We start from the raw sequence: 21,802 nt of genomic DNA on the forward strand, positions 1-21,802 counted from the left end.
CTCCCCGGAGGTACCAGAGATGTCCTACGACGGCGTCGGCCCGCGCGCGGTCATGCGCTCGGTCGCCTTCCTCACCGCGGGCGCGCTCGCGGTGCCCCTGCTGACCGGCTGCGGCTCCGAGGACGAGACCAGCAAGCCCCTGGCCGGCCAGGACATCGCCCCGGCGGCCCGCGCCCAGGTCACCCAGGGCGGCACCCTGCGCTGGGCCGTGGACACGGTCCCGGAGACCTTCAACACCTTCCAGTCGGACGCCGACGCCACCACCACCCGGGTCGCCCAGGCCGTGCTGCCGTCCCTCTACCGGATCGACGAGAACGGCCGGGCGCAGCGCAATCCGGCCTATCTGGAGTCCGCGAAGGTCGTCGACAGCGAGCCCAAGCAGGTCGTGCTCTACAAGCTGAACCAGCAGGCCGTCTGGAGCGACGGCCGGGAGATCGGCGCCGCCGACTTCGCCGCCCAGTGGCGCGCCCTGTCGGGCAAGGACAGCGCGTACTGGACCGCCCGCAACGCCGGCTACGACCGCATCGAGAAGATCGAGCGCGGCGAGAACGACCTGGAGGTCCGGGTCACCTTCGCCCGGCCCTACGCCGACTGGCAGTCACTGTTCTCGCCGCTCTACCCCAAACAGGTGATGGGCACCCCGGACTCCTTCAACGACGGGGCGCGGCGCAAGCTGAAGGTGACCGCGGGACCGTTCGTGGTGAAGAAGGTCGACCGCAAGAACGAGCAGGTCCGGCTGGCCCGCAATCCGCGCTGGTGGGGGCGGCCGGCCAAGCTCTCCGAGATCGTCCTGACGGCCGTGCCCCGGGAGAAGCGGGCCGCGGCGCTGGCCGCCGGGAAACTCGACCTGGCCGAGATCGACCCCGCCGCCGCCCAGCGCATCGACAGCGCCTCCGCGGCGAAGGGCGCGGCCGGGCCGCGGTCCGTGGCGTCGGGCAGCTCCGGCGCCGCCGAGAAGAAGGCGGACGACAAGCCCAGCGAGGCCGACAAGGCGGACAAGGCCAGTAAGGCCGACAAGGCCGACACCTCTCTGGCCGGTTTCGAGGTGCGCCGCTCGCTGGAGCCCGCCTACACCCAGCTCGCGCTGAACGGCGCCGACGGCCCGCTCGCCGACGAGCGCGTACGACGGGCCGTGGCCCGCGCCCTGGACCGCACCGAACTGGCCGCCCTCGTGCTCAAGCCGCTGGGCCTGCCCGCGGTGCCGGTCGGCAGCCACCTCGCGCTCTCCGGACAGGAGGCGTACGCGGACGGCAGCGGCGCGCTCGGCGGCCAGGACACCGCCGAGGCGCAGGCGCTGCTCGCGGACGCCGGATGGGTGGCCGGGGGCCCGATCAAGGAGGAGACCGGCGAGAAGGCGGCCGGCGCCAAGGGCGAGAAGTCGAAGGACAAGAAGTCCGACGAGAAGAAGGAAGAGAAGGAAGAGAAGAAGGAGAAGGACAAGAACGAGGAGGACAAGAACAAGGACGACGACGGCACCTACATCGTCGGCCAGGACGGCAAGGCCCCCGGCGAGACCACCGGCGGCAAGGAACTGGCCCAGGACGGCAAGCAGCAGCTCACCCACCCCCACCAGGGCGGAGCCCCCGGCGCTTACGCCCCCAAGGGCACCGCCGCGCCCGCCGGTGCCGCCGCCGGCGCGCTCGCCAAGAACGGCAAGGCGCTCAGCCTGCGGTTCGTGCTGCCGTCCGGGCCCGGCTCGGAGTCCCTGCGCCAGGTCGCCACACGGATCTCCCGGATGCTCGCGAAGGTCGGCATCCGCACCGAGACGGTCAAGGTCGCCGACGACAGCTACTTCAAGGACCACGTGGCGTCCGGCTCCTACGACCTCGCGCTGTACTCCTGGCCCGCCTCCGCCTTCCCCGCCACCGACGCCCGCCCGATCTACGCCAAGCCGCAGCCGGCCGCGGACGGATCGCTGAACGTCGAGCAGAACTACACCCGGGTCGGCACCGACCAGGTCGACCAGCTCTTCGACCAGGCGATCTCCACCCTGGACGAGGGCGAGGAGCGGGACCTGATCCGCAAGGCGGACACCCGGATCTGGGCCGCTGCCGGATCGATTCCTCTCTATCAGCGCCCCCAGCTCACGGCCGCCCGCAAGAATCTCGCCAACGCCGGGGCCTTCGGCTTCCAGACCCCGGTCTACGAGGACATGGGCTTCCTGGAGAAGGGCGCCAGGCCCGCCGCGCACCCCTCCGGGAAGTGACGCGGGAAGTGATCGCCGTGGCCCTGCGGAGGCCGCCCCCCGCCGGGCCACGTACCATGGGGTGAGGCCGTGGCGTGTCAAGCCCGGCAGGGCCCGCGTAACACGTACGCAGCAAGGGTCGCCCTCACACTCCGGGAGAACGCCGCTTTATGGCCACGCGCCACGACATTCGCAACGTAGCCATCGTCGCCCACGTCGACCACGGCAAGACGACACTGGTCGACGCCATGCTCAAGCAGGCCGGCGCCTTCGCCGCGCACGCCGCCGAGTCGCTCGACGACCGCATGATGGACTCGAACGACCTGGAGCGTGAGAAGGGCATCACGATCCTCGCCAAGAACACGGCGGTGAAGTACCACCCCAAGGACGGGGGGGACGTCATCACCATCAACATCATCGACACCCCCGGCCACGCCGACTTCGGTGGTGAGGTGGAGCGCGGTCTGTCGATGGTCGACGCCGTCGTGCTGCTGGTCGACGCCTCTGAGGGCCCGCTGCCGCAGACCCGCTTCGTGCTGCGCAAGGCGCTCCAGGCCCGGCTGCCCGTCATCCTGTGCATCAACAAGACGGACCGCCCGGACTCGCGCATCGACGAGGTCGTGAACGAGGCGTACGACCTCTTCCTCGACCTCGACGCCGACGAGGACCAGATCGAGTTCCCGATCGTCTACGCCTGCGCGCGGGACGGCGTCGCCTCGCTGACCAAGCCGGAGAACGGCACGGTCCCGCAGGACAGCGACAACCTGGAGCCGTTCTTCTCCACGATCCTGTCCCACGTCCCGGCTCCGGAGTACGACGAGTCGGCCCCGCTCCAGGCGCACGTCACCAACCTGGACGCCGACAACTTCCTCGGCCGTATCGCGCTGCTGCGCGTCGAGCAGGGCGAGCTGCGCAAGGGCCAGACCGTCACCTGGATCAAGCGCGACGGCACCATGTCCAACGTCCGCATCACCGAGCTGATGATGACCGAGGCGCTCACCCGCAAGCCCGCCGAGAAGGCCGGCCCCGGTGACATCTGTGCCGTCGCCGGTATCGCGGACATCATGATCGGCGAGACCCTCGCCGACCCCGAGAACCCGATCGCGCTGCCGCTGATCACGGTCGACGAGCCGGCGATCTCGATGACCATCGGCACCAACACCTCCCCGCTGGTCGGCCGCGGCGGCACCGGCAAGGGCGCCGACAACAAGGCGGCGGTCAAGGACCGCAAGGTCACCGCCCGCCAGGTCAAGGACCGGCTGGACCGCGAGCTGATCGGTAACGTCAGCCTGCGCGTGCTGGACACCGAGCGTCCCGACGCCTGGGAGGTGCAGGGCCGCGGTGAGCTGGCGCTGGCCATCCTCGTCGAGCAGATGCGCCGTGAGGGCTTCGAGCTGACCATCGGCAAGCCCCAGGTCGTCACCAAGACCGTCGACGGCAAGGTCTACGAGCCGGTCGAGCGGATGACGATCGACGTGCCCGAGGAGCACATGGGCGCCGTCACCCAGCTCATGGGCGTCCGCAAGGGCCGCATGGACAACATGTCCAACCATGGCTCGGGCTGGGTCCGGATGGAGTTCGTGGTGCCGTCCCGCGGCCTCATCGGCTTCCGTACCGAGTTCCTGACCGGCACCCGCGGCACGGGTATCGCGCACTCCATCCACGAGGGCCACGAGCCCTGGTTCGGCACCCTGACGACCCGTAACAACGGCTCCCTGGTCGCCGACCGCTCCGGTGCCGTCACCGCGTTCGCGATGACGAACCTCCAGGAGCGCGGTGTGCTGTTCACCGACCCCGGCACCGAGGTGTACGAGGGCATGATCGTCGGCGAGAACTCGCGCTCCGACGACATGGACGTGAACATCACCAAGGAGAAGAAGCTCACGAACATGCGGTCGTCCTCGGCCGACTCGTTCGAGGCGATCGTGCCGCCGCGCAAGCTCTCCCTGGAGCAGTCCCTGGAGTTCTGCCGGGACGACGAGTGCGTCGAGGTGACCCCGGAGGCCGTGCGCATCCGTAAGGTCGTCCTGGACCAGCGTGACCGCGCCCGCACCGCGAGCCGCGCCAAGCACGCCTGATCCGACTCCGGTTCGCCTGAGCCCGGGCCTCCCCGTTATGGGGGGTGCCCGGGCTTTTTGCAACCGGTTTTCAGAGCCGAGCGCTGTGAGAAGTGTCCGATGTTCGGTGAACCACACCCGATACGCATGTAACACGTCCGTTTCGTGGCCTTCTCTGAGCGAACAGTTTGTCCAGATTTTGGAAGAAGTACGCGCTAGATGTGACTGAATTGAGATTTAAAGACGGTGGTCGGTCGCTTGGCTCATGGCAGATAGTTAGCCGCGTAGCGCTCGGGTCAATGAGCCTCGCGCCGTGGGGACGGCGCCGGCTCACGAGCACCAGGGGGTGTCCGACCCTCCGTCAGGGGTGACGGGGAGATGACACCCACCCCCTTCCGTTGGTGAACGCGTGGAGTCATGAGGAGGAGTCCCATGTGCGGTGTCACAAGCACCAAGTGGGTCGCAACGTCCCTGTCGGGCACGTGTCCGTGCGCAAACAGCGACTGGTTCTGAGGAGCCTGTCGGCCGCCCGGCGCGTCCCTGCGCCTACGCGCGTCCGACTGCGGGTTTCCCCTCCCGGGCACCGCGACGCTTCTTCATGATCCGGTCTGCGGCGCGCACCTCCGCGCGGCCGTGGGCTCGGTACATCCACACCTGTGAAATGGGCGAACTGTGACAAGTTCTATCGACCTTGAGAGCGGCGGCGACGCTCTGACCGTCGTCGACGGAGAGGGCGAACCGGCACCGAAGAAGAAACCCGAGGCCCTGGAAGGGCGCTCGCCCGGCCAGCTCATGTGGCTGCGCTTCCGGCGGGACCGGGTCGGCGTCATCTCGGCCTGCGTGGTGATCTTCTTCTTCGTGATCGCCGCGCTCGCCCCGGTGATCGCGAAGCTGTACGGCAAGGACCCGTACACGCTCTACGCACAGGAGCCCGAATACCCCTTCCTGCTGGACGACTTCGCCATGCCCACGGGTGGGTTCGGCGGTGTCTCGGGCGACTTCTGGTTCGGTGTCGAACCGCAGCTCGGCCGGGACGTGTTCACCCAGCTCCTGTACGGCATGCGCACCTCGCTGTACATGGCCGTCCTGGTGACCGTGCTCAGCGTCGGCACCGGTGTGCTGCTCGGTATCGTGAGCGGCTTCTTCGGCGGGCGGGTCGACTACTGGCTCGGCCGGATCACCGACTTCTTCCTGGCCTTCCCCAGCCAGCTCTTCTTCATCGCGTTCATGCCGGTCGTGACCGCGCTGTTCGTGGACCCGCGCGACGAGACCCCGACCTATCTGCGGGCGGTCGCCATCATCCTGGTGATGTGGGTGCTCGGCTGGATGGGCATGGCCCGACTGGTGCGCAGCTCGGCGCTCTCCCTGCGGGAGCGGGAGTTCGTGGAGGCGGCCAAGGTGTCCGGCGCCTCGTCCTGGCGGATCGTGCGCAAGGAGATCCTGCCGAACATCGTCACGCCGATCCTGGTGCAGACGACGTACATCCTCCCCAGCACCATCCTGACGATCGCGTTCCTCTCGTTCGTCGGTGTCGGCTTCGTCGAGCCGACCCCCGACTGGGGCCGGATGTTCGCGACCGGTGCCCGGATCTACGAGCAGGACCCCTCGTATCTGCTCTTCCCGGGCGGTGCGTTGGTGATCTTCGTGCTCGCCTTCAATCTTCTCGGCGACTCCGTCCGGGATGCCTTCGACCCAAAGACCGGACGCTGATCGTCCATCGATGGGGGGCGCTGACCCCCGCGCCGGCCAGCCCTGCGCGTCAGTCAGTTCATTTGGTTACCAATCGACAGGTAGGTGCTCAAGCATCATGAAGCCCATCCGATCGCGCAGAGCGCGTGCCATGGTGGTCGCGGTAGCGGCCGGCGCCCTCGCCCTCACCGGCTGCTCTGACAACGGCAGCGGCAAGGCCAAGGACGAGTCGAAGAGCAAGGAGGACGCGGCCGAGCAGTCGAAGCCGGTGGCGTACGCCGACGCGGCAGGCTCGACCGGACCGGCGAAGGAAGTCACGGGCGCCAAGCCCGGCGGCACCATCAACGTCTACATGCAGTCGGACCTGACCCACATGGACCCGGGTCAGATCTACGTCAGCGACGCCGGTCAGTTCTCCAACCTGATCCACCGCGGTCTGACGGACTACCAGGAGGACGACAAGGGCAACCTGACGGTTGTCGGCGACGTCGCCACCGACTCGGGCACCACCACCGACGGCGGCAAGACCTGGAAGTACACGCTCAAGGACGGCATCAAGGACGAGGACGGCCACGCCATCACCTCGGCCGACGTCCGCCACTCCATCGAGCGCCTGTACTCGAAGGTCATCTTCGACGGCCCGACCTTCGTGCAGAGCTGGCTCTCCGGCTCCGACTACCGCAAGGCGCTGCCGGACGGCCCGTACAAGGGCAAGCACCTGCCGGACTCCGTCCTGGAGACCCCGGACGCGAAGACCGTGATCTTCAAGTTCGACACCCCCCGTCCCGACCTGCCGCAGGCGCTGGCCATGGCCGGCTACGCCCTGGTGCCGGAGAAGGACGACACCAAGGAGAAGTACGACAAGGCCCCCAAGGCCCTCGGTCCGTACAAGATCGCCGAGTACAAGTCCGGCAAGACCCTCAAGCTGGTCAAGAACGACCAGTGGGACCCGAAGACCGACTCGGTCCGTCACCAGTACGCGGACGGCTTCAACTTCAGCCTGACGATCGACGGCGCCAGCCAGACCAAGCGTCTGATCGCCGACCAGGGTGAGGCCAGGAACGCCATCCAGTTCACGGACAGCGTGGACCCCGCGCAGATCCAGGACGTGGTCAGCGCGCCTGACGTCAACAAGCGCACCATCAAGGGCTACCAGGTCTACGTCTGGCAGATGACCTTCAACCTGGACCGGCTGAAGGACAAGAAGATCCGCGACGCCATCACGTACGCGCTGCCGAACCAGGCCCTGATCCAGGCCGACGGTGGCAAGTACGGCGGTGAGCTGGCCGGTGGTCTGTTCGCCCCGACCCTGCCGGGCTACGACGACAGCTACGACCCGTTCGGCAAGAAGAAGACCCCGAACGGCAACCAGGCCAAGGCCAAGGAACTGCTGAAGGAGGCGGGCTTCAAGGAGGGCACCAAGATCACCTACGCCTACTCCAACAGCCCGCGTGGCCAGGCCCAGGCCGTCATCATCAAGGACGCCCTCGAGAAGATCGGCTTCGACGTCCAGTCGAAGGAGATCGACCGCGCCAGCTTCTACGAGCAGATCGGCAAGCTGGACAACCCGTACGACCTGTACATGACCGGCTGGGGCCAGGACTGGTCCTCCCCGTCCACGGTCGTGACCCCGGTCTACGACGGCAGCCTGATCGCCGACGGCGGTTCGAACTACTCGCACGTCAAGGACGCCAAGGTCGACGCCCTCATCCAGGAAGCCCTCAAGCTTCAGCCGGAAGAGGCCGCGAAGAAGTGGGAAGAGGCTCACCACCGTCTGGTGGAGGAGATCAACCCGGCCGCCCCGGTCTACTACTCGAAGCAGATCCAGCTCTTCGGCTCGAACATCGGCGGTGCGCGCTTCAGCACCAACTCCAGCTACATCGACATCAACCAGGTGTTCGTCAAGCAGCCGTAACACCTAGTCCCGGCTGATCCAGACGGGGGTGCGCGTCAGGCGGAGCGCACCCCCGTCCGGCCGCACCCCCCTCCTGCCGCCGTATTTCGAAGAGAGCATCCGACCCGCCATGCTTCAGTTCCTCATTCGCAGGCTGACAGGCGCCGCAGTGATCATGTTCCTGATCGGTGCCTTCACGTTCTTCCTGTTCTACGCAGTCCCACAAGACTTCGCCGCGCTGTCCTGCGGCAAGAACTGCTCCCCGGAGAACCTCGCGGTCATCCGGGAGAACCTCGGGCTGGACAAGCCCATCAGCGCGCAGTTCTGGGAGTTCATGCGCGGAATCGTCGCCGGCCGCGACTTCGCCGTCGGCCACTGCTCGGCGCCCTGCCTCGGCGTCTCCTTCGACTCCGGCGACTTCGTCTGGGACTCGATCATCGACCGCTTCCCGCTGACGCTCTCCCTGACCGTCGGCGGCCTGGTGCTCTTCCTGGTGTTCGGTCTCGGCACCGGCATGCTGGCCGCCTGGAAGCGCGGCACCATGGTCGACAAGGCCGTCACCGGCGCGTCCGTGGTGATCAGCTCCTTCCAGATCTACCTGCTCGGCCCGATCTTCCTCGGCATCTTCGTCTACAGCACCGGCTGGATGGAGAACCCGGCGGACGTGCCGATCACGGAGGATCCCGGCCGCTGGTTCATGGGGCTGGTGCTGCCCTGGGTCGTGATGGCCACGATCTTCACCGCGCAGTACACGCGTATGGCGCGTTCCACGATGATCGAGCAGCTCCAGGAGGAGCACGTCCGCACCGCCCGCGCGAAGGGCATGGCCCAGCGGTACGTCTTCTTCCGCTACGCCTGGCGCGGTTCGCTGATCCCCATCGTCACGATCATCGGCATGGACCTCAGCGCGCTCCTGTCGGGTGCGGTGGTCACCGAGTTCACCTTCGACCTCCCGGGCCTCGGTCGTCTCGCGGTCGACTCGTCGCTGTCCAAGGACCTGCCGCTCACCATGGGCGTCATGCTGTTCGGAGCCTTCTTCATCCTGCTCCTGAACATCGTCGTGGACATCGCCTACGCCTACATCGACCCCCGCGTACGCCTCAGCTAGGAGAACAACCGTGAGCACACTGACCAAGACCGAAGGTGAGAAGGCCCCGACCGGGCCGCAGCCCTTCCTCTCGGTCCGCGATCTGCGGGTGCAGTTCTCCACCGAGGACGGCATTGTGAAGGCGGTCGACGGGCTCTCCTTCGACGTCGAGCGGGGCAAGACGCTGGGCATCGTGGGTGAGTCGGGGTCCGGCAAGTCCGTGACCAACCTGACCGTCCTCGGCCTGCACAACCCCCGTTCCACCACCGTCGACGGCGAGATCGTCCTGGACGGCCAGGAACTGGTCACCGCGACCGAGAAGGAGATGGAGAAGCTCCGCGGCAACAAGGTCGCGATGATCTTCCAGGACCCGCTGACGGCGCTCTCGCCGTACTACACGGTGGGCCGGCAGATCGCCGAGCCGTTCATGAAGCACACCGGCGCCTCCAAGAAGGAGGCCCGGCAGCGGGCGATCGAGATGCTGGCCAAGGTCGGCATCCCGCAGCCCCAGACGCGTGTGGACGACTACCCGCACCAGTTCTCCGGTGGTATGCGCCAGCGCGCGATGATCGCCATGGCGCTGATCTGCGACCCCGACCTGCTGATCGCCGACGAGCCGACCACGGCCCTCGACGTGACCGTGCAGGCCCAGATCCTCGATCTGCTCAAGGACCTCCAGCAGGAGTTCGGCTCCGCGATCATCTTCATCACCCACGACCTGGGCGTCATCGCCGACATGGCCGACGACCTGCTGGTGATGTACTCCGGCCGGGCCGTGGAGCGCGGCAGCGTGACCGAGGTCCTGCACCGGCCCCAGCACCCGTACACCTGGGGCCTGTTGAGCTCGATGCCCCGCCTCGGCGGTGACACCAGCCAGGCGCTGACCCCGATCCCGGGCTCGCCGCCCAGCCTGCTCAACCCGCCCTCGGGCTGCCCGTTCCACCCGCGCTGCGCCTTCACCGGCGAGGTGTCGGGCGGCCGTTGCTCGGGGGAGCGCCCGTCGCTCGCCACCGGTCGCGCCGCCGCCTGCCATCTGACGGCGGACCAGAAGCAGACCATCTTCCTCGACAAGATCCAGCCCCGGCTGCGCTAGGAACCGAGACATGAGTGACAACCTCACCCTCCCCGCACAGCAGAGCGCCCCGGACGCGTCGACGGAGACTCTCCTCAAGGTCGAGGGCCTGACCAAACACTTCCCGATCTACGGCGGCTTCCCGATCAAACGCAAGGTCGGCGCCGTCCAGGCGGTCGACGGGATCGACCTGTCCGTCGGTGTGGGCGAGAGCGTCGGCCTGGTCGGCGAGTCCGGCTGCGGCAAGTCGACCACCGGCCGGCTGATCACCCGTCTGCTGGAGCCCACCGGCGGGAAGATCCTCTACCAGGACCAGGACATCACCCACGCGTCGCGCAAGCAGCTCGCGCCGGTGCGGTCCGAGATCCAGATGATCTTCCAGGACCCGTACTCCTCGCTGAACCCGCGGCAAACGGTCGGCACCATCATCAAGTCGCCGATGGAGGTCAACGGCATCAACCCGGCCGGCGGCCGGGAGAAGCGGGTCCGTGAACTCCTGGAGCTGGTCGGTCTCAACCCCGAGCACTACAACCGCTTCCCGCACGAGTTCTCCGGCGGCCAGCGCCAGCGCATCGGGGTGGCACGGGCGCTGGCCCTGAAGCCGAAGCTGATCGTGGCGGACGAGCCGGTGTCGGCGCTGGACGTGTCGATCCAGGCGCAGGTGGTGAACCTTCTCCAGAAGGTCCAGGAGGAGATGGGCATCGCCTTCCTCTTCATCGCCCACGACCTCGCCGTCGTCCGGCACTTCTCGCAGCGCGTCGCGGTCATGTACCTCGGCAAGATCGTCGAGGTGGGCGACCGGGACTCCATCTACAACCGTCCCACCCACCCGTACACCCACGCCCTGCTCTCCGCCGTCCCGGAGGTCCCGGTCGAGGGCATGGAAGAGAACAAGGAGCGCATCCGCCTCGCCGGCGACGTGCCCTCCCCGATCGCCCCGCCGTCCGGCTGCCGCTTCCGCACCCGCTGCTGGAAGGCCCAGGACCGGTGCGCCACGGAGGAGCCCCCGCTCGTCCAGATCTCCGGCAACCGGGCCGGTCACCTCACGGCCTGCCACTTCCCGGAGGAGCCCAGTACGGAGGCCCGCGCCGAGGACATCGTCCTCGACCCGGCCCTGGCGGCCCTGGAGGACTCCGAGGGGCCGCAGGACACCCCGAAGGACCTGACGAAGGACTGACCGCCTTCGTGACACGAACCGGCCCCCGGCGCCTCGGCTGCGCCGGGGGCCGGTCCGTTCCTACGCCGGTACCGCCACCGTGATGATCTCCGGGGCGGCCGGCGTCAGGGGCCCGCGCCCCCAGTCGCCGTAGCGCTCGGCCACCCGGAACCCCGCCTCCGCGAGGAAGCCGTCCAGCGCGCCGGTGTCCAGGAAGCGGAGCGTGGAGCGGCACACCACGGGCCGGTCCCACCGCCCGCCCCGGTAGGTCTCGGTGAACGTCACCCGGTCGCCCCGGACCGGCTCCACCACCTCGTGCCACACTCGCACCGTGCTGCCGTCCGTGTCGGTGACCTCGTACACCCGCGACGGGTTCCACCGCTCCCACGCCCGCGCGCCGGGATTGCGCGTCTCGAAGACGAACCGGCCGTCCGGGCCGAGCGCGGCGCGGACCGCGCGCAGCGCCTGCCGGATCTCCTCGTCGCCCACGAGTTCCTGGAAGGCGTGCCCGGTCATCACGGCCAGGTCGAACTCCCCGGCCCAGCGGCGGGTCCGCAGATCGCCGAGCACCCACTCGATCCCCGGCCCGTCCCGGCGCGCCTGCACCAGCATCGCCGCCGCCGGGTCCAGCCCGACCAGCCGCCCCGCGTGCCCCGTCTCCCGGGCCCGCCCGAGCAGCCGCCCGGTGCCGCACCCGATGTCCAGCACGGAGCGGGCCCCGCTGACGAACCCGAGGTAGAAGTCGTCCCCCGCCCCCCAGGGATTGAGGGGGTCGTAGAACCGGGCCAACGAGGCATCCGCGAACGCACGATCGACCATCGCGGCAGTCTGCCACAGACAGGTGAATCGGTGGTGTCCATGACAGGCCCGCCCCCGGCCCGTCCCCAGCTCGTCCCCGGCCCGACCTCCGAACGGCCGCGGTGCACATGCGTGATGCCCTGTCTTGCGTTGCTATGGACCGATAAAGGATCAGTGGATCGGTCCGGACGGCACGGCGCTCAGGTAGAGCAAGCAAGAGGAGGCATCCATGCGTGGAGCCACGCACGCCAAGTGGGCCGCATGCGCGGCGGCGGTCGCCCTCGTGGCGACGGCCTGCGGGGGCGGGAGCGACAACGGCGGCGGTGACAGCGGCGCCACGCTCAGCTCCTCCTGGGGCGACCCGCAGAACCCGCTGGAGCCCGCCAACACCAACGAGGTGCAGGGCGGCAAGGTGCTCGACATGATCTTCCGCAGCCTCAAGCGGTACAACCCGGAGACCGGCGCCGCCGAGGACTGGCTCGCCGAGAAGATCGAGACCACCGACTCCCAGAACTTCACGATCACCGTGAAGGACGGCTGGACCTTCAGCAACGGCGAGAAGGTGACGGCCAAGTCCTTCGTCGACGCCTGGAACTACGGCGCCGACCTGAAGAACAACCAGAAGAACGCGTACTTCTTCGAGTACATCGACGGCTACAGCAAGATCCACCCGGACGACGGCAGCGCCCCGAGCGCCGGCACCCTCTCCGGGCTGAAGGTCACCGACGAGATGACCTTCACCGTCAAGCTCAAGCAGAAGTTCTCGACATTCCCCGACACCCTCGGCTACCCCGCCTTCGCGCCGCTGCCGCAGAGCTTCTTCTCCGACCACGCGGGCTGGCTGAAGAAGCCGATCGGCAACGGGCCGTACACCATCGACTCCTACACCAAGGGCTCGCAGATGGTGCTGAAGAAGTGGGACGACTACCCCGGTGAGGACAAGGCCGAGAACGGCGGCGTGACCCTCAAGGTCTACACCGACAACAACACCGCCTACACCGACCTGCTGGCCGGCAACCTCGACCTGGTCGACGACGTGCCCGCCGCCCAGCTCAAGAACGTCAAGAACGACCTCGGCGACCGCTACCTCAACACCCCCGCCGGCATCATCCAGACCCTGGCCTTCCCGTTCTACGACCCGAACTGGAACAAGAGCGGCTCGGACAAGGTCCGCACCGGCCTCTCCCGGGCCATCGACCGCGACCAGATCACCAAGACGATCTTCCAGGACACCCGCACCCCCGCGAGCGACTGGACCTCCCCCGTGCTCGGCGAGGAGGGCGGCTTCGAGGAGGGCTTCTGCGGGGACGCCTGCGAGTACGACCCGGACGAGGCCAAGAAGCTCATCGAGGAGGGCGGCGGACTCCCCGGCGGCCAGGTCAAGATCACCTACAACGCGGACACCGGCTCCCACAAGCAGTGGGTCGACGCGGTCTGCAACTCCATCAACAACGCCCTCGACAACGAGACGGCGTGCGTCGGCAACCCCGTCGGCACCTTCGCCGACTTCCGCTCGCAGATCAGCGACCGCAAGATGAGCGGCCCCTTCCGCGCCGGCTGGCAGATGGACTACCCGCTCATCCAGAACTTCCTCCAGCCGCTCTACTACACCAACGCCTCCTCCAACGACGGCAAGTGGTCCAACAAGGAGTTCGACGGCCTCGTCGACCAGGCCAACGCCGAGACCGACACCGCCAAGGCCGTCGACACCTTCAAGGAGGCCGAGGGCGTGGTCCGCGACAACATGGCCGCCATCCCGCTCTGGTACCAGAACGGCAGCGCCGGCTACTCCGAGCGCCTCTCCAACGTCAAGCTCAACCCGTTCTCCGTCCCGGTCTACAACGAGATCAAGGTGAGCTGACCGCGATGGGGCGGTATGTGATCCGGCGGCTGCTCCAGATGATCCCGGTGTTCATCGGGGCCACGCTGCTGATCTTCCTGATGGTGAACGTGATGGGCGACCCCATCGCGGGACTCTGCGGCGACCGCGAGTGCGACCCGGCGACCGCGGCCCAGCTCGAGAAGGAGTTCGGCCTCGACAAGCCCGTCTGGCAGCAGTACCTGACCTACATGGGGAACGTCTTCACCGGAGACTTCGGTACGGCGTTCAACGGCCAGCCGGTCACCGAGCTGATGTCGACCTCGTTCCCCGTCACCATCAGGCTGACGATCGTCGCCATCCTCTTCGAGATCGTCATCGGCGTCACCCTCGGCGTGGTCACCGGACTGCGCCGGGGCCACCCCGTCGACACCGGCGTCCTCCTGCTCACCCTCGTGGTGATCTCCGTCCCCACCTTCGTCACCGGTCTGCTGCTCCAACTGCTGCTCGGCGTCGAGTGGGGCTGGATCAAACCGTCGGTCTCCACCGACGCCACCTTCGGCGAACTGATCGTGCCGGGCCTGGTGCTGGCCTCGGTCTCCCTCGCCTACGTCACCCGGCTGACCCGGACCTCCATCGCCGAGAACAAGCGCTCCGACTACGTCCGTACCGCCGTCGCCAAGGGCCTGCCGCACCGGCGGGTCGTCACCCGGCACCTGCTGCGCAACTCCCTCATCCCGGTGGTCACCTTCATCGGCACCGACATCGGCGCCCTGATGGGCGGCGCGATCGTCACCGAGCGCATCTTCAACATCCACGGGGTCGGCTACCAGCTCTACCAGGGCATCCTGCGCCAGAACACCCAGACGGTGGTCGGCTTCGTGACCGTCCTCGTGCTGGTCTTCCTGGTCGCCAACCTGCTGGTCGACCTTCTCTACGCCGTACTCGACCCGAGGATCCGCTATGCCTGAGCCGACCCCGGAGCCGCCTGACAAGCGGCCGCACGTGCCCGGCGCGGCCCGCACCCCGGAGGAGGGCGTCATCGCCGACACCGGCGCCGGCGGCGCGATGGACCTGGCCACGGCCGAGGGCGAGACGCTGGAGAAGACCACCGACGGGCCGCTCGGCACCGGCCCCGCCGAGAAGCCCCGCTCCCTGTGGTCCGACGCCTGGCGCGATCTGCGCCGCAACCCGGTCTTCATCATCTCCGGGCTGATCATCCTGTTCCTGGTCTTCATCTCCCTGTGGCCCGGGGCCATCACCTGGATGAGCCCCCTCAAGTGCGACCTCGCCAAGGCCCAGGAGGGCTCCCAGCCCGGCCACCCCTTCGGCTTCGACGGCCAGGGCTGCGACGTCTACACCCGGACCGTCTACGGCGCCCGCACCTCCGTCGCCGTCGGCGTCTGCTCCACCGTCGGCGTGGCCCTCCTGGGCAGTGTGCTCGGCGGTCTGGCCGGCTTCTTCGGCGGCGTCGGGGACTCGATCCTGTCCCGGATCACCGACATCTTCTTCGCCATCCCCGTCGTCCTCGGCGGTCTGGTCCTGCTCTCGGTGGTCACCAGCAACACCATCTGGCCCGTCATCGGGTTCATGGTGCTGCTCGGCTGGCCCCAGATCTCCCGTATCGCCCGCGGTTCGGTCATCACCGCCAAGCAGAACGACTACGTCCAGGCCGCCCGCGCCCTCGGCGCCCCCAACTCCCGCATCCTGCTGCGGCACATCGCCCCGAACGCCGTCGCCCCGGTGATCGTCGTGGCGACCATCGCGCTCGGCACCTACATCGCCCTGGAAGCGACCCTGTCCTACCTCGGCGTCGGCCTCAAGCCGCCCAGCGTCTCCTGGGGCATCGACATCTCCGCCGCCTCCCCCTACGTCCGCAACGCCCCGCACGCCCTGCTGTGGCCCTCGGGCGCCCTCGCCGTCACCGTCCTGGCCTTCATCATGCTCGGCGACGCGGTCCGCGACGCCCTCGACCCGAAGCTGAGGTGATGAGCGGATGCTGCTCGAAGTACGCGATCTGCACGTGGAGTTCCGCACCCGGGACGGCGTCGCCAAAGCCGTCAACGGGGTGAGCTACGCCGTCGACGAGGGGGAGACGCTCGCGGTGCTCGGCGAGTCCGGCTCCGGCAAGTCCGTCACCGCGCAGGCCGTCATGGGGATCCTCGACATGCCGCCCGGCCGGATCGCCGGCGGCGAGATCCTCTTCAAGGGCCGCGACCTGCTCACGCTCAAGGAGGACGAGCGGCGCACGGTCCGCGGCGCCGAGATGGCGATGATCTTCCAGGACGCGCTGTCCTCCCTGAACCCGGTGCTCTCCGTCGGCGAGCAGCTCGGCGAGATGTTCACCGTGCACCGGGGCATGTCCCGCAAGGACGCCCGGGCCAAGGCCGTGGAGCTGATGGACCACGTCCGCATCCCGGCCGCCAAGGAGCGGGTCAAGGACTACCCGCACCAGTTCTCCGGCGGGATGCGCCAGCGCATCATGATCGCCATGGCGCTGGCCCTGGAACCGGCCCTGATCATCGCCGACGAACCCACCACCGCCCTCGACGTCACCGTCCAGGCCCAGGTCATGGACCTGCTCGCGGAACTCCAGCGCGAGTACCGGATGGGGCTCATCCTCATCACCCACGACCTCGGCGTGGTCGCCGACGTCGCCGACCGGATCGCCGTGATGTACGCGGGCAGGATCGTGGAGTCGGCGCCCGTGCACGACATCTACAAGGCGCCGGCCCACCCGTACACCCGCGGCCTGCTGGAGTCCATCCCGCGCCTGGACCAGAAGGGCCAGGAGCTGTACGCCATCAAGGGCCTGCCGCCCAACCTCATGAACATCCCGCCCGGCTGCGCCTTCAACCCGCGCTGCCCGATGGCCCAGGACGTCTGCCGGACGGACGTACCGCCCCTGTACGAGGTCTCCGACGAGCGCAGGAGCGCCTGCCACTTCTGGAGGGAGTGCCTGCATGGCTGAGCCGATCCTGGAGGTCAGCGGGCTGGTCAAGCACTACCCGCTGACCCAGGGCATCCTCTTCAAGAAGCAGGTCGGATCGGTGAAGGCCGTCGACGGCGTCGACTTCACCCTCGGCCGCGGCGAGACCCTCGGCATCGTGGGCGAGTCGGGCTGCGGCAAGTCCACGGTCGCCAAGATGCTGGTCCATCTGGAACGGCCGACCCAGGGGACGATCCGCTACAAGGGCGAGGACATCACCAAGCTGTCCGGCAAGGCCCTGCGCGCCGTCCGCCGCAACATCCAGATGGTGTTCCAGGACCCGTACACCTCCCTCAACCCCCGGATGACGGTCGGTGACATCATCGGCGAGCCCTACGAGATCCACCCCGAGGTGGCCCCCAAGGGCGACCGGCGCAAACGGGTCCGCGAGCTGCTGGACGTCGTCGGGCTCAACCCCGAGTACCTCAACCGCTATCCGCACCAGTTCTCCGGCGGCCAGCGCCAGCGCATCGGCATCGCCCGCGGCCTCGCCCTGCGCCCCGAGGTGATCGTCGCCGACGAACCCGTCTCGGCGCTGGACGTCTCCGTGCAGGCGCAGGTCATCAACCTGCTCGACCGGCTCCAGGCCGAGTTCGAGCTGTCGTACCTGTTCATCGCGCACGACCTGTCGATCGTCCGGCACATCTCCGACCGGGTCGGGGTGATGTACCTCGGCCGGATCGTGGAGATCGGCCGGGACGCCGAGATCTACGACCATCCCACCCACCCCTACACCCAGGCGCTGCTCTCCGCGGTCCCGGTGCCGGACCCGGAGGCGCGGGAGCACCGGGAGCGGATCATCCTCTCGGGCGACGTCCCGTCCCCGACCAACATCCCCTCCGGCTGCCGCTTCCGCACCCGCTGCTGGAAGGCCCAGGAGAAGTGCGCCCAGGAGGTGCCGTTGCTCGCGGTCCCCGCGCAGTTCCGGCTCGACACCGGCCCGGCGGCGCACGACTCGGCGTGCCATTTCGCGGAGGAGAAGCGGGTGGTACCGCCGGACGATCTTGAAGAAGGCCGGGAATAGCCGCCCAAACACGGATCAACCGCGTTAACACACAGGCAACTTGGCCGACCCGGTTCCGATATACGGACGGGCCACTCTGAACAGCGTACGGCCGTGCGGGTGCCGTGAACGGGCCGGGGCGCGCCATGTCGCCTCGGCCCGTTACCCGTACCGGTCAGGTCAGCCCGAGAGAACGCTTCAGGAAGTCCACCTGGAGCAGCAGCAGGTTCTCCGCGACCTGTTCCTGCGGGGTCATGTGCGTGACGCCGGACAGCGGCAGCACCTCGTGCGGGCGGCCGGCGGACAGCAGCGCCGAGGACAGCCGCAGGGCGTGCGCGACCACCACGTTGTCGTCGGCCAGCCCGTGCACGATCATCAGCGGCCGGTGCGGCTCGGCCGGCGCCGAGAGGCCCTCGTCGGTGACGAGCGAACTCTTCGCGTACACCTCCGGATCCGCCCCGGGATCACCGAGATAGCGCTCGGTGTAGTGGGTGTCGTACAGCCGCCAGTCGGTCACCGGGGCGCCCGCGATGCCCGCGTGGAAGACGTCGGGGCGGCGCAGCACCGCCAGACCGGCCAGCCAGCCGCCGTAGGACCAGCCGCGGATCGCCACCCGGTTCAGGTCCAGCGGATGCGTCTTCGCGAGGTCCTGGAGCGCCTCGATCTGGTCGTCCAGGCTGACCGTGAAGTCGTGGTGGACGGCCTTCTCCCAGGCGGGGGAGCGGCCCGGGGTGCCCCGGCCGTCGGCGACGACCACCGCGAAGCCCTGGTCGGCGAACCACTGCGAGGTGAGGTGGGCGTTGTGCGCGGCGAGCACCCGGGGGCCGTGCGGACCGCCGTAGGGGTCGAGCAGGACGGGCAGCGAGGTGTCACCGGGGTAGTCCCTAGGCATAAGCACGGCGCACGGGATCCGTCGTGCGCCCCCCTCGGTGAGGGTCACGCGCGGGGACAGACCGGGATCTTCCGCATGGGACCGGACCGTCGCCACCGGCTTTCCGTCCCGCAGCACCCGTGCCACGCTCCCCGGCCGGTCCGGTGTCGCCGAGACCAGGACGGTCACGCCCCCGGCGCGTACCGCGGTGTGCACGCCGGGCTCCTGGGAGATGCGCTCGACCCCCAGTTCGTTGACCCGGTAGACATGCACCTCGCCGATTTCCGGGCGTTCCGCGTCCTGTCCGGCCGAGGCCGAGACCAGTACGTCGTCCGAGGTCACGTCGAGCACCGCCCGAACGTGCAACTGGGCGCCGGTCAAAGGGCGTTCACCCACCGCGAGGACCCGTGCGCCCCCCTCGTCGGCGATCCGCACGAGCCGTCCCGAGGGGCTCCAGCAGGGCACTCCAGGGAAAAGATCCAGCCAAATCGGATCTTCGTCGGCGTGCACCATCCGGGTCGCGCCGGTGTCGCCGTCCACGGCCAGAAAGAGCTGGCTGCGCTGATCGCGCGCCTGCACGAGCAGCAGCGGCGCACCCGCCCCTGACCAGTGCACTCGGGCCAGGTACGGATAGCGGGCCCGGTCCCAGACGACCTCGGTGCGCACCCCGTCGAGGCCGAAGACGAACAGCCGGACCTCCGCGTTGGCCGTCCCGGCAGCCGGATACGGCACGTGTTGTGGGTCACGTTTCGGCTGGGCCGGATCCGAGATCCACCACCGCTCCACCGGCGTGTCGTCCACCCGCGCCACCAGCAGCCGGTCCGACTCCGGCGACCACCAGTACCCCCGTGAACGGCCCATCTCCTCGGCCGCGATGAACTCGGCCAATCCATAGGAAACCGACTCCGACTCCGGCTCGGCCACCGCCCGGTCGCCCTCGCCCTCCGCGCCCACGACCCGCAGCGCGCCACCCGCCACATACGCGACGAGCCGGCCGTCGGGGGAGGGCCGGGGGTCGATCACCGGCCCCGGCACGGGCAGCCCCCGCGCGGTACCGGCCCGCAGCTCGGCCGTGAAAAGCCGCCCTGACAAGGCGAAAGACGCCAGCTCCACGGCGTCGTCGGTGGCGTATCCGACGATCCCCGCACTCCCCTCGCGGCTGCGCTCGCGGCGGGCCCGCTCGGCGGGCGAGAGATCCTCCGAGGCGCCGCCCAGCAGCGCGTGCGGGTCGGCGGCCAGATGCTCGGTGCCGTCCGAAGGGTCCAGCACCCAGAGGGAGTTGGCGCGATCCGTGCCGGAGGCCGAGCGCAGGTACGCGACCCGGGAGCCGTCGGGAGCCACCGTGAACGAACGCGGCGCGCCGAGCGTGAAGCGCTGGGTGCGCGCGTGCCGGCGGGGGAAGGAGTCGGACTCGGTCGTCATCCCCCGACCATATTGGCCATGCGCCCCCTTGTGCGGCCGTGCGCCGAGAGATGCGCACGCACTCATAGTTATGATCACTAGCGCTGTGTGGGTATGAACCTGCTGGCAGTTGTACGGATGTACAAGGTCCCTCGTTCTGTTTTCCCCCACGTTCCCGGGTTCTTGGAGGTGAGCCGCCGTGGCACTCTCGATTTCGGCGGTGGTGCTGCTGGCGATCATCGTCTTCTTGTTGATCAAGAAGTCAGGACTGAAGGGCGGTCACGCGGTTGTCTGCATCCTGCTCGGCTTCTACCTCGCCTCGTCCACGATGGCGGGCACGATCAACGACCTGACCACCAGCGTGGCCAGCATGATCGGCAGCATCAAGTTCTGACGCCCCGGGGAATAGGGTTGGGGCATGACGGAACTGCCCGCCCGTCGTCTGCTGCTGGTGCACGCGCACCCGGACGACGAGTCGATCAACAACGGCGCCACCATGGCCCGCTACGCGGCCGAGGGTGCCCATGTGACCCTGGTCACCTGCACCCTCGGGGAGCGCGGCGAGGTCATCCCGCCGGAGCTGCGCCATCTCACCGGCGCCGCCCTGGGCGAACACCGCCTGCGTGAACTCACCGCCGCCATGGCCGAACTCGGCGTCGAGGACGTCCGCCTGCTCGGCGGCGCGGGGCGTTACGGCGACTCCGGGATGATGGGCCTCGCCGACAACGACGACCCCGACTGCTTCTGGCGGGCCGACGTCGACACCGCCGCCGCCACGCTCGCCGAGGTGATCCTGGAGATCCGCCCCCAGGTCGTCGTGGCGTACGACGACCACGGCGGCTACGGCCACCCCGACCACATCCAGGCCCACCGCGTCGCCCTGCGCGCCGTCGAGCACGCGGCCCGCGCCGGCTGGACGGTCCCCAAGGTCTACTACAACCGCGTCCCGCGTTCCGTCGCCGAGGCCGCCTTCGCCCGGCTCCGCGAGGAACTGCCCGCGCTGCCCTTCCCCAAGAGCGCCGCCGTCTCCGACGTACCCGGCGTGGTGGACGACGCGTCGATCACCACCGAGATCGACGGCACCGCGTACGCCGCCGCCAAGGCCGCCGCCATGCGCGCGCACGCCACCCAGATCGACGTCGCCCCCGGCGAGCGCGCCTTCGCGCTCTCCAACGAACTGGCGCAGCCCCTCTTCACCACCGAGTACTACCAGCTCGTCCAGGGCGAACCCGCCCCCGACGACGGCCGGAACAGGGAGAGCGACCTGTTCGCCGGGACCGGGGAGGTGGCCTGATGCCGGACCGCGGCTCGATGCTCGCGCAGCCCCTGCGCATGCCGTCCCCCGGGCGCCTCGTCGCCTATGTCGTCCTCTTCCTGCTCGGCGCCGTCACCGGACTGGCCGGGGCGCTCGTCCAGGCCGGCTGGTTCCCCGGCGGACTGCTGCTCGGACTCCTCGGCGCGGCCGGTCTGTTCCTCGGCGGCGCCCGGGCGCTCGACAGCCGGGGCGGAGCCGTCGCGCCCGCCGCCGGCTGGATGGTCGGCGTCGTCGTGCTCACCGCCGGCCGCCCCGAGGGGGACTTCCTCTTCGGCGCGGCGGGAGGCTCCTATCTCTTCCTGCTCGGCGGCATGGCACTCGCTGTGATCTGCGCCACCCTCGCGCTGGGGCGGCAACCGGTGCGCGACGACGTCCGACTTGGGAAGTGACGTACCACTTCGCCATGGCGTGGCCGTGCGAGTCCGGTGTGGGTTTCCACGACGGTCACGGGATACGCGCCAGAAGT

Annotated in this window: 17 protein-coding genes; 15 read left to right on the forward strand and 2 right to left on the reverse strand. The window is 68.9% G+C overall.

Going from position 1 to position 21,802, the window contains the following annotated elements; genetic code table 11:
• Positions 1–19: 19 nt before the first annotated feature.
• From AFM16_RS25330 to AFM16_RS25360, 7 genes are all read left to right on the forward strand, one after another.
• Positions 20–2,206 (forward strand): ABC transporter family substrate-binding protein, encoded by a 2,187-nt coding sequence (locus AFM16_RS25330; RefSeq protein ID WP_078634717.1) that lies wholly within the window; start codon positions 20–22, stop codon positions 2,204–2,206.
• Positions 2,207–2,355: 149 nt separating this feature from the next.
• A complete protein-coding gene (gene typA, locus AFM16_RS25335; protein ID WP_030783844.1) occupies positions 2,356–4,263 on the forward strand; it encodes a translational GTPase TypA in 1,908 nt (635 codons plus the stop codon).
• 690 nt (positions 4,264–4,953) lie between these two features.
• Positions 4,954–5,952: an ABC transporter permease gene (locus AFM16_RS25340; RefSeq protein WP_245178003.1), complete on the forward strand. Its 999-nt coding sequence runs from the start codon at positions 4,954–4,956 to the stop codon at positions 5,950–5,952.
• A gap of 97 nt (positions 5,953–6,049) precedes the next feature.
• Positions 6,050–7,846 (forward strand): ABC transporter substrate-binding protein, encoded by a 1,797-nt coding sequence (locus tag AFM16_RS25345; RefSeq protein WP_030783846.1) that lies wholly within the window; start codon positions 6,050–6,052, stop codon positions 7,844–7,846.
• Between the two features lie 109 nt (positions 7,847–7,955).
• Positions 7,956–8,933, forward strand: a complete 978-nt coding sequence (locus AFM16_RS25350; RefSeq protein ID WP_030783848.1) for an ABC transporter permease — start codon at positions 7,956–7,958, stop codon at positions 8,931–8,933.
• A 10-nt stretch (positions 8,934–8,943) separates the two neighbouring features.
• Complete coding sequence (locus AFM16_RS25355; RefSeq protein WP_030783856.1) at positions 8,944–10,005, forward strand: ABC transporter ATP-binding protein; 1,062 nt, start codon at positions 8,944–8,946, stop codon at positions 10,003–10,005.
• 10 nt (positions 10,006–10,015) lie between these two features.
• Positions 10,016–11,161 carry an ABC transporter ATP-binding protein gene (locus AFM16_RS25360; RefSeq protein ID WP_030783860.1) on the forward strand — a complete coding sequence of 382 codons (1,146 nt, stop codon included), beginning with the start codon at positions 10,016–10,018 and terminating at the stop codon, positions 11,159–11,161.
• Positions 11,162–11,221: 60 nt separating this feature from the next.
• Here the strand turns inward: AFM16_RS25360 and AFM16_RS25365 are convergent, their stop codons facing one another.
• Complete coding sequence (locus AFM16_RS25365) at positions 11,222–11,959, reverse strand: class I SAM-dependent methyltransferase (RefSeq protein WP_078634718.1); 738 nt, start codon at positions 11,957–11,959, stop codon at positions 11,222–11,224.
• Positions 11,960–12,167: 208 nt separating this feature from the next.
• Here AFM16_RS25365 and AFM16_RS25370 point away from each other — a divergent pair, with 208 nt between their 5' ends.
• From AFM16_RS25370 to AFM16_RS25390, 5 genes are read left to right on the forward strand one after another with little or no spacing between them, the layout of a single operon-like run.
• A complete protein-coding gene (locus AFM16_RS25370) occupies positions 12,168–13,799 on the forward strand; it encodes a peptide ABC transporter substrate-binding protein (protein ID WP_030783865.1) in 1,632 nt (543 codons plus the stop codon).
• A 5-nt stretch (positions 13,800–13,804) separates the two neighbouring features.
• Entirely contained in the window at positions 13,805–14,728 is a 924-nt protein-coding gene (locus AFM16_RS25375) for an ABC transporter permease (protein WP_030783870.1), read from the forward strand.
• Positions 14,721–15,746: an ABC transporter permease gene (locus AFM16_RS25380; RefSeq protein ID WP_078634719.1), complete on the forward strand. Its 1,026-nt coding sequence runs from the start codon at positions 14,721–14,723 to the stop codon at positions 15,744–15,746. The genes AFM16_RS25375 and AFM16_RS25380 overlap by 8 nt, the downstream gene beginning before the upstream one ends.
• Before the next feature lie 7 nt (positions 15,747–15,753).
• A complete protein-coding gene (locus tag AFM16_RS25385) occupies positions 15,754–16,728 on the forward strand; it encodes an ABC transporter ATP-binding protein (protein ID WP_030783879.1) in 975 nt (324 codons plus the stop codon).
• A complete protein-coding gene (locus AFM16_RS25390; RefSeq protein WP_030783881.1) occupies positions 16,721–17,770 on the forward strand; it encodes an ABC transporter ATP-binding protein in 1,050 nt (349 codons plus the stop codon). Before AFM16_RS25385 ends, AFM16_RS25390 begins: the two co-directional genes overlap by 8 nt.
• A 154-nt stretch (positions 17,771–17,924) precedes the next feature.
• On the opposite strand, the gene AFM16_RS25395 is transcribed toward AFM16_RS25390, so the two are convergent.
• A complete protein-coding gene (locus AFM16_RS25395; protein WP_078634720.1) occupies positions 17,925–20,042 on the reverse strand; it encodes a S9 family peptidase in 2,118 nt (705 codons plus the stop codon).
• Positions 20,043–20,220: 178 nt separating this feature from the next.
• Here AFM16_RS25395 and AFM16_RS25400 point away from each other — a divergent pair, with 178 nt between their 5' ends.
• From AFM16_RS25400 to AFM16_RS25410, 3 genes are read left to right on the forward strand one after another with little or no spacing between them, the layout of a single operon-like run.
• The gene (locus tag AFM16_RS25400; RefSeq protein WP_030783885.1) at positions 20,221–20,415 is read left to right on the forward strand and encodes a hypothetical protein; all 195 of its coding nucleotides are present in this window, start codon (positions 20,221–20,223) and stop codon (positions 20,413–20,415) included.
• 24 nt (positions 20,416–20,439) lie between these two features.
• Entirely contained in the window at positions 20,440–21,315 is an 876-nt protein-coding gene (mshB, locus tag AFM16_RS25405; protein ID WP_078634721.1) for an N-acetyl-1-D-myo-inositol-2-amino-2-deoxy-alpha-D-glucopyranoside deacetylase, read from the forward strand.
• Entirely contained in the window at positions 21,315–21,725 is a 411-nt protein-coding gene (locus AFM16_RS25410; protein ID WP_030783892.1) for a DUF6113 family protein, read from the forward strand. Before mshB ends, AFM16_RS25410 begins: the two co-directional genes overlap by 1 nt.
• Positions 21,726–21,802: the final 77 nt, after the last annotated feature.

The sequence above is a fragment of the Streptomyces antibioticus genome, from assembly GCF_002019855.1.
GTDB lineage: Bacteria > Actinomycetota > Actinomycetes > Streptomycetales > Streptomycetaceae > Streptomyces > Streptomyces antibioticus_B.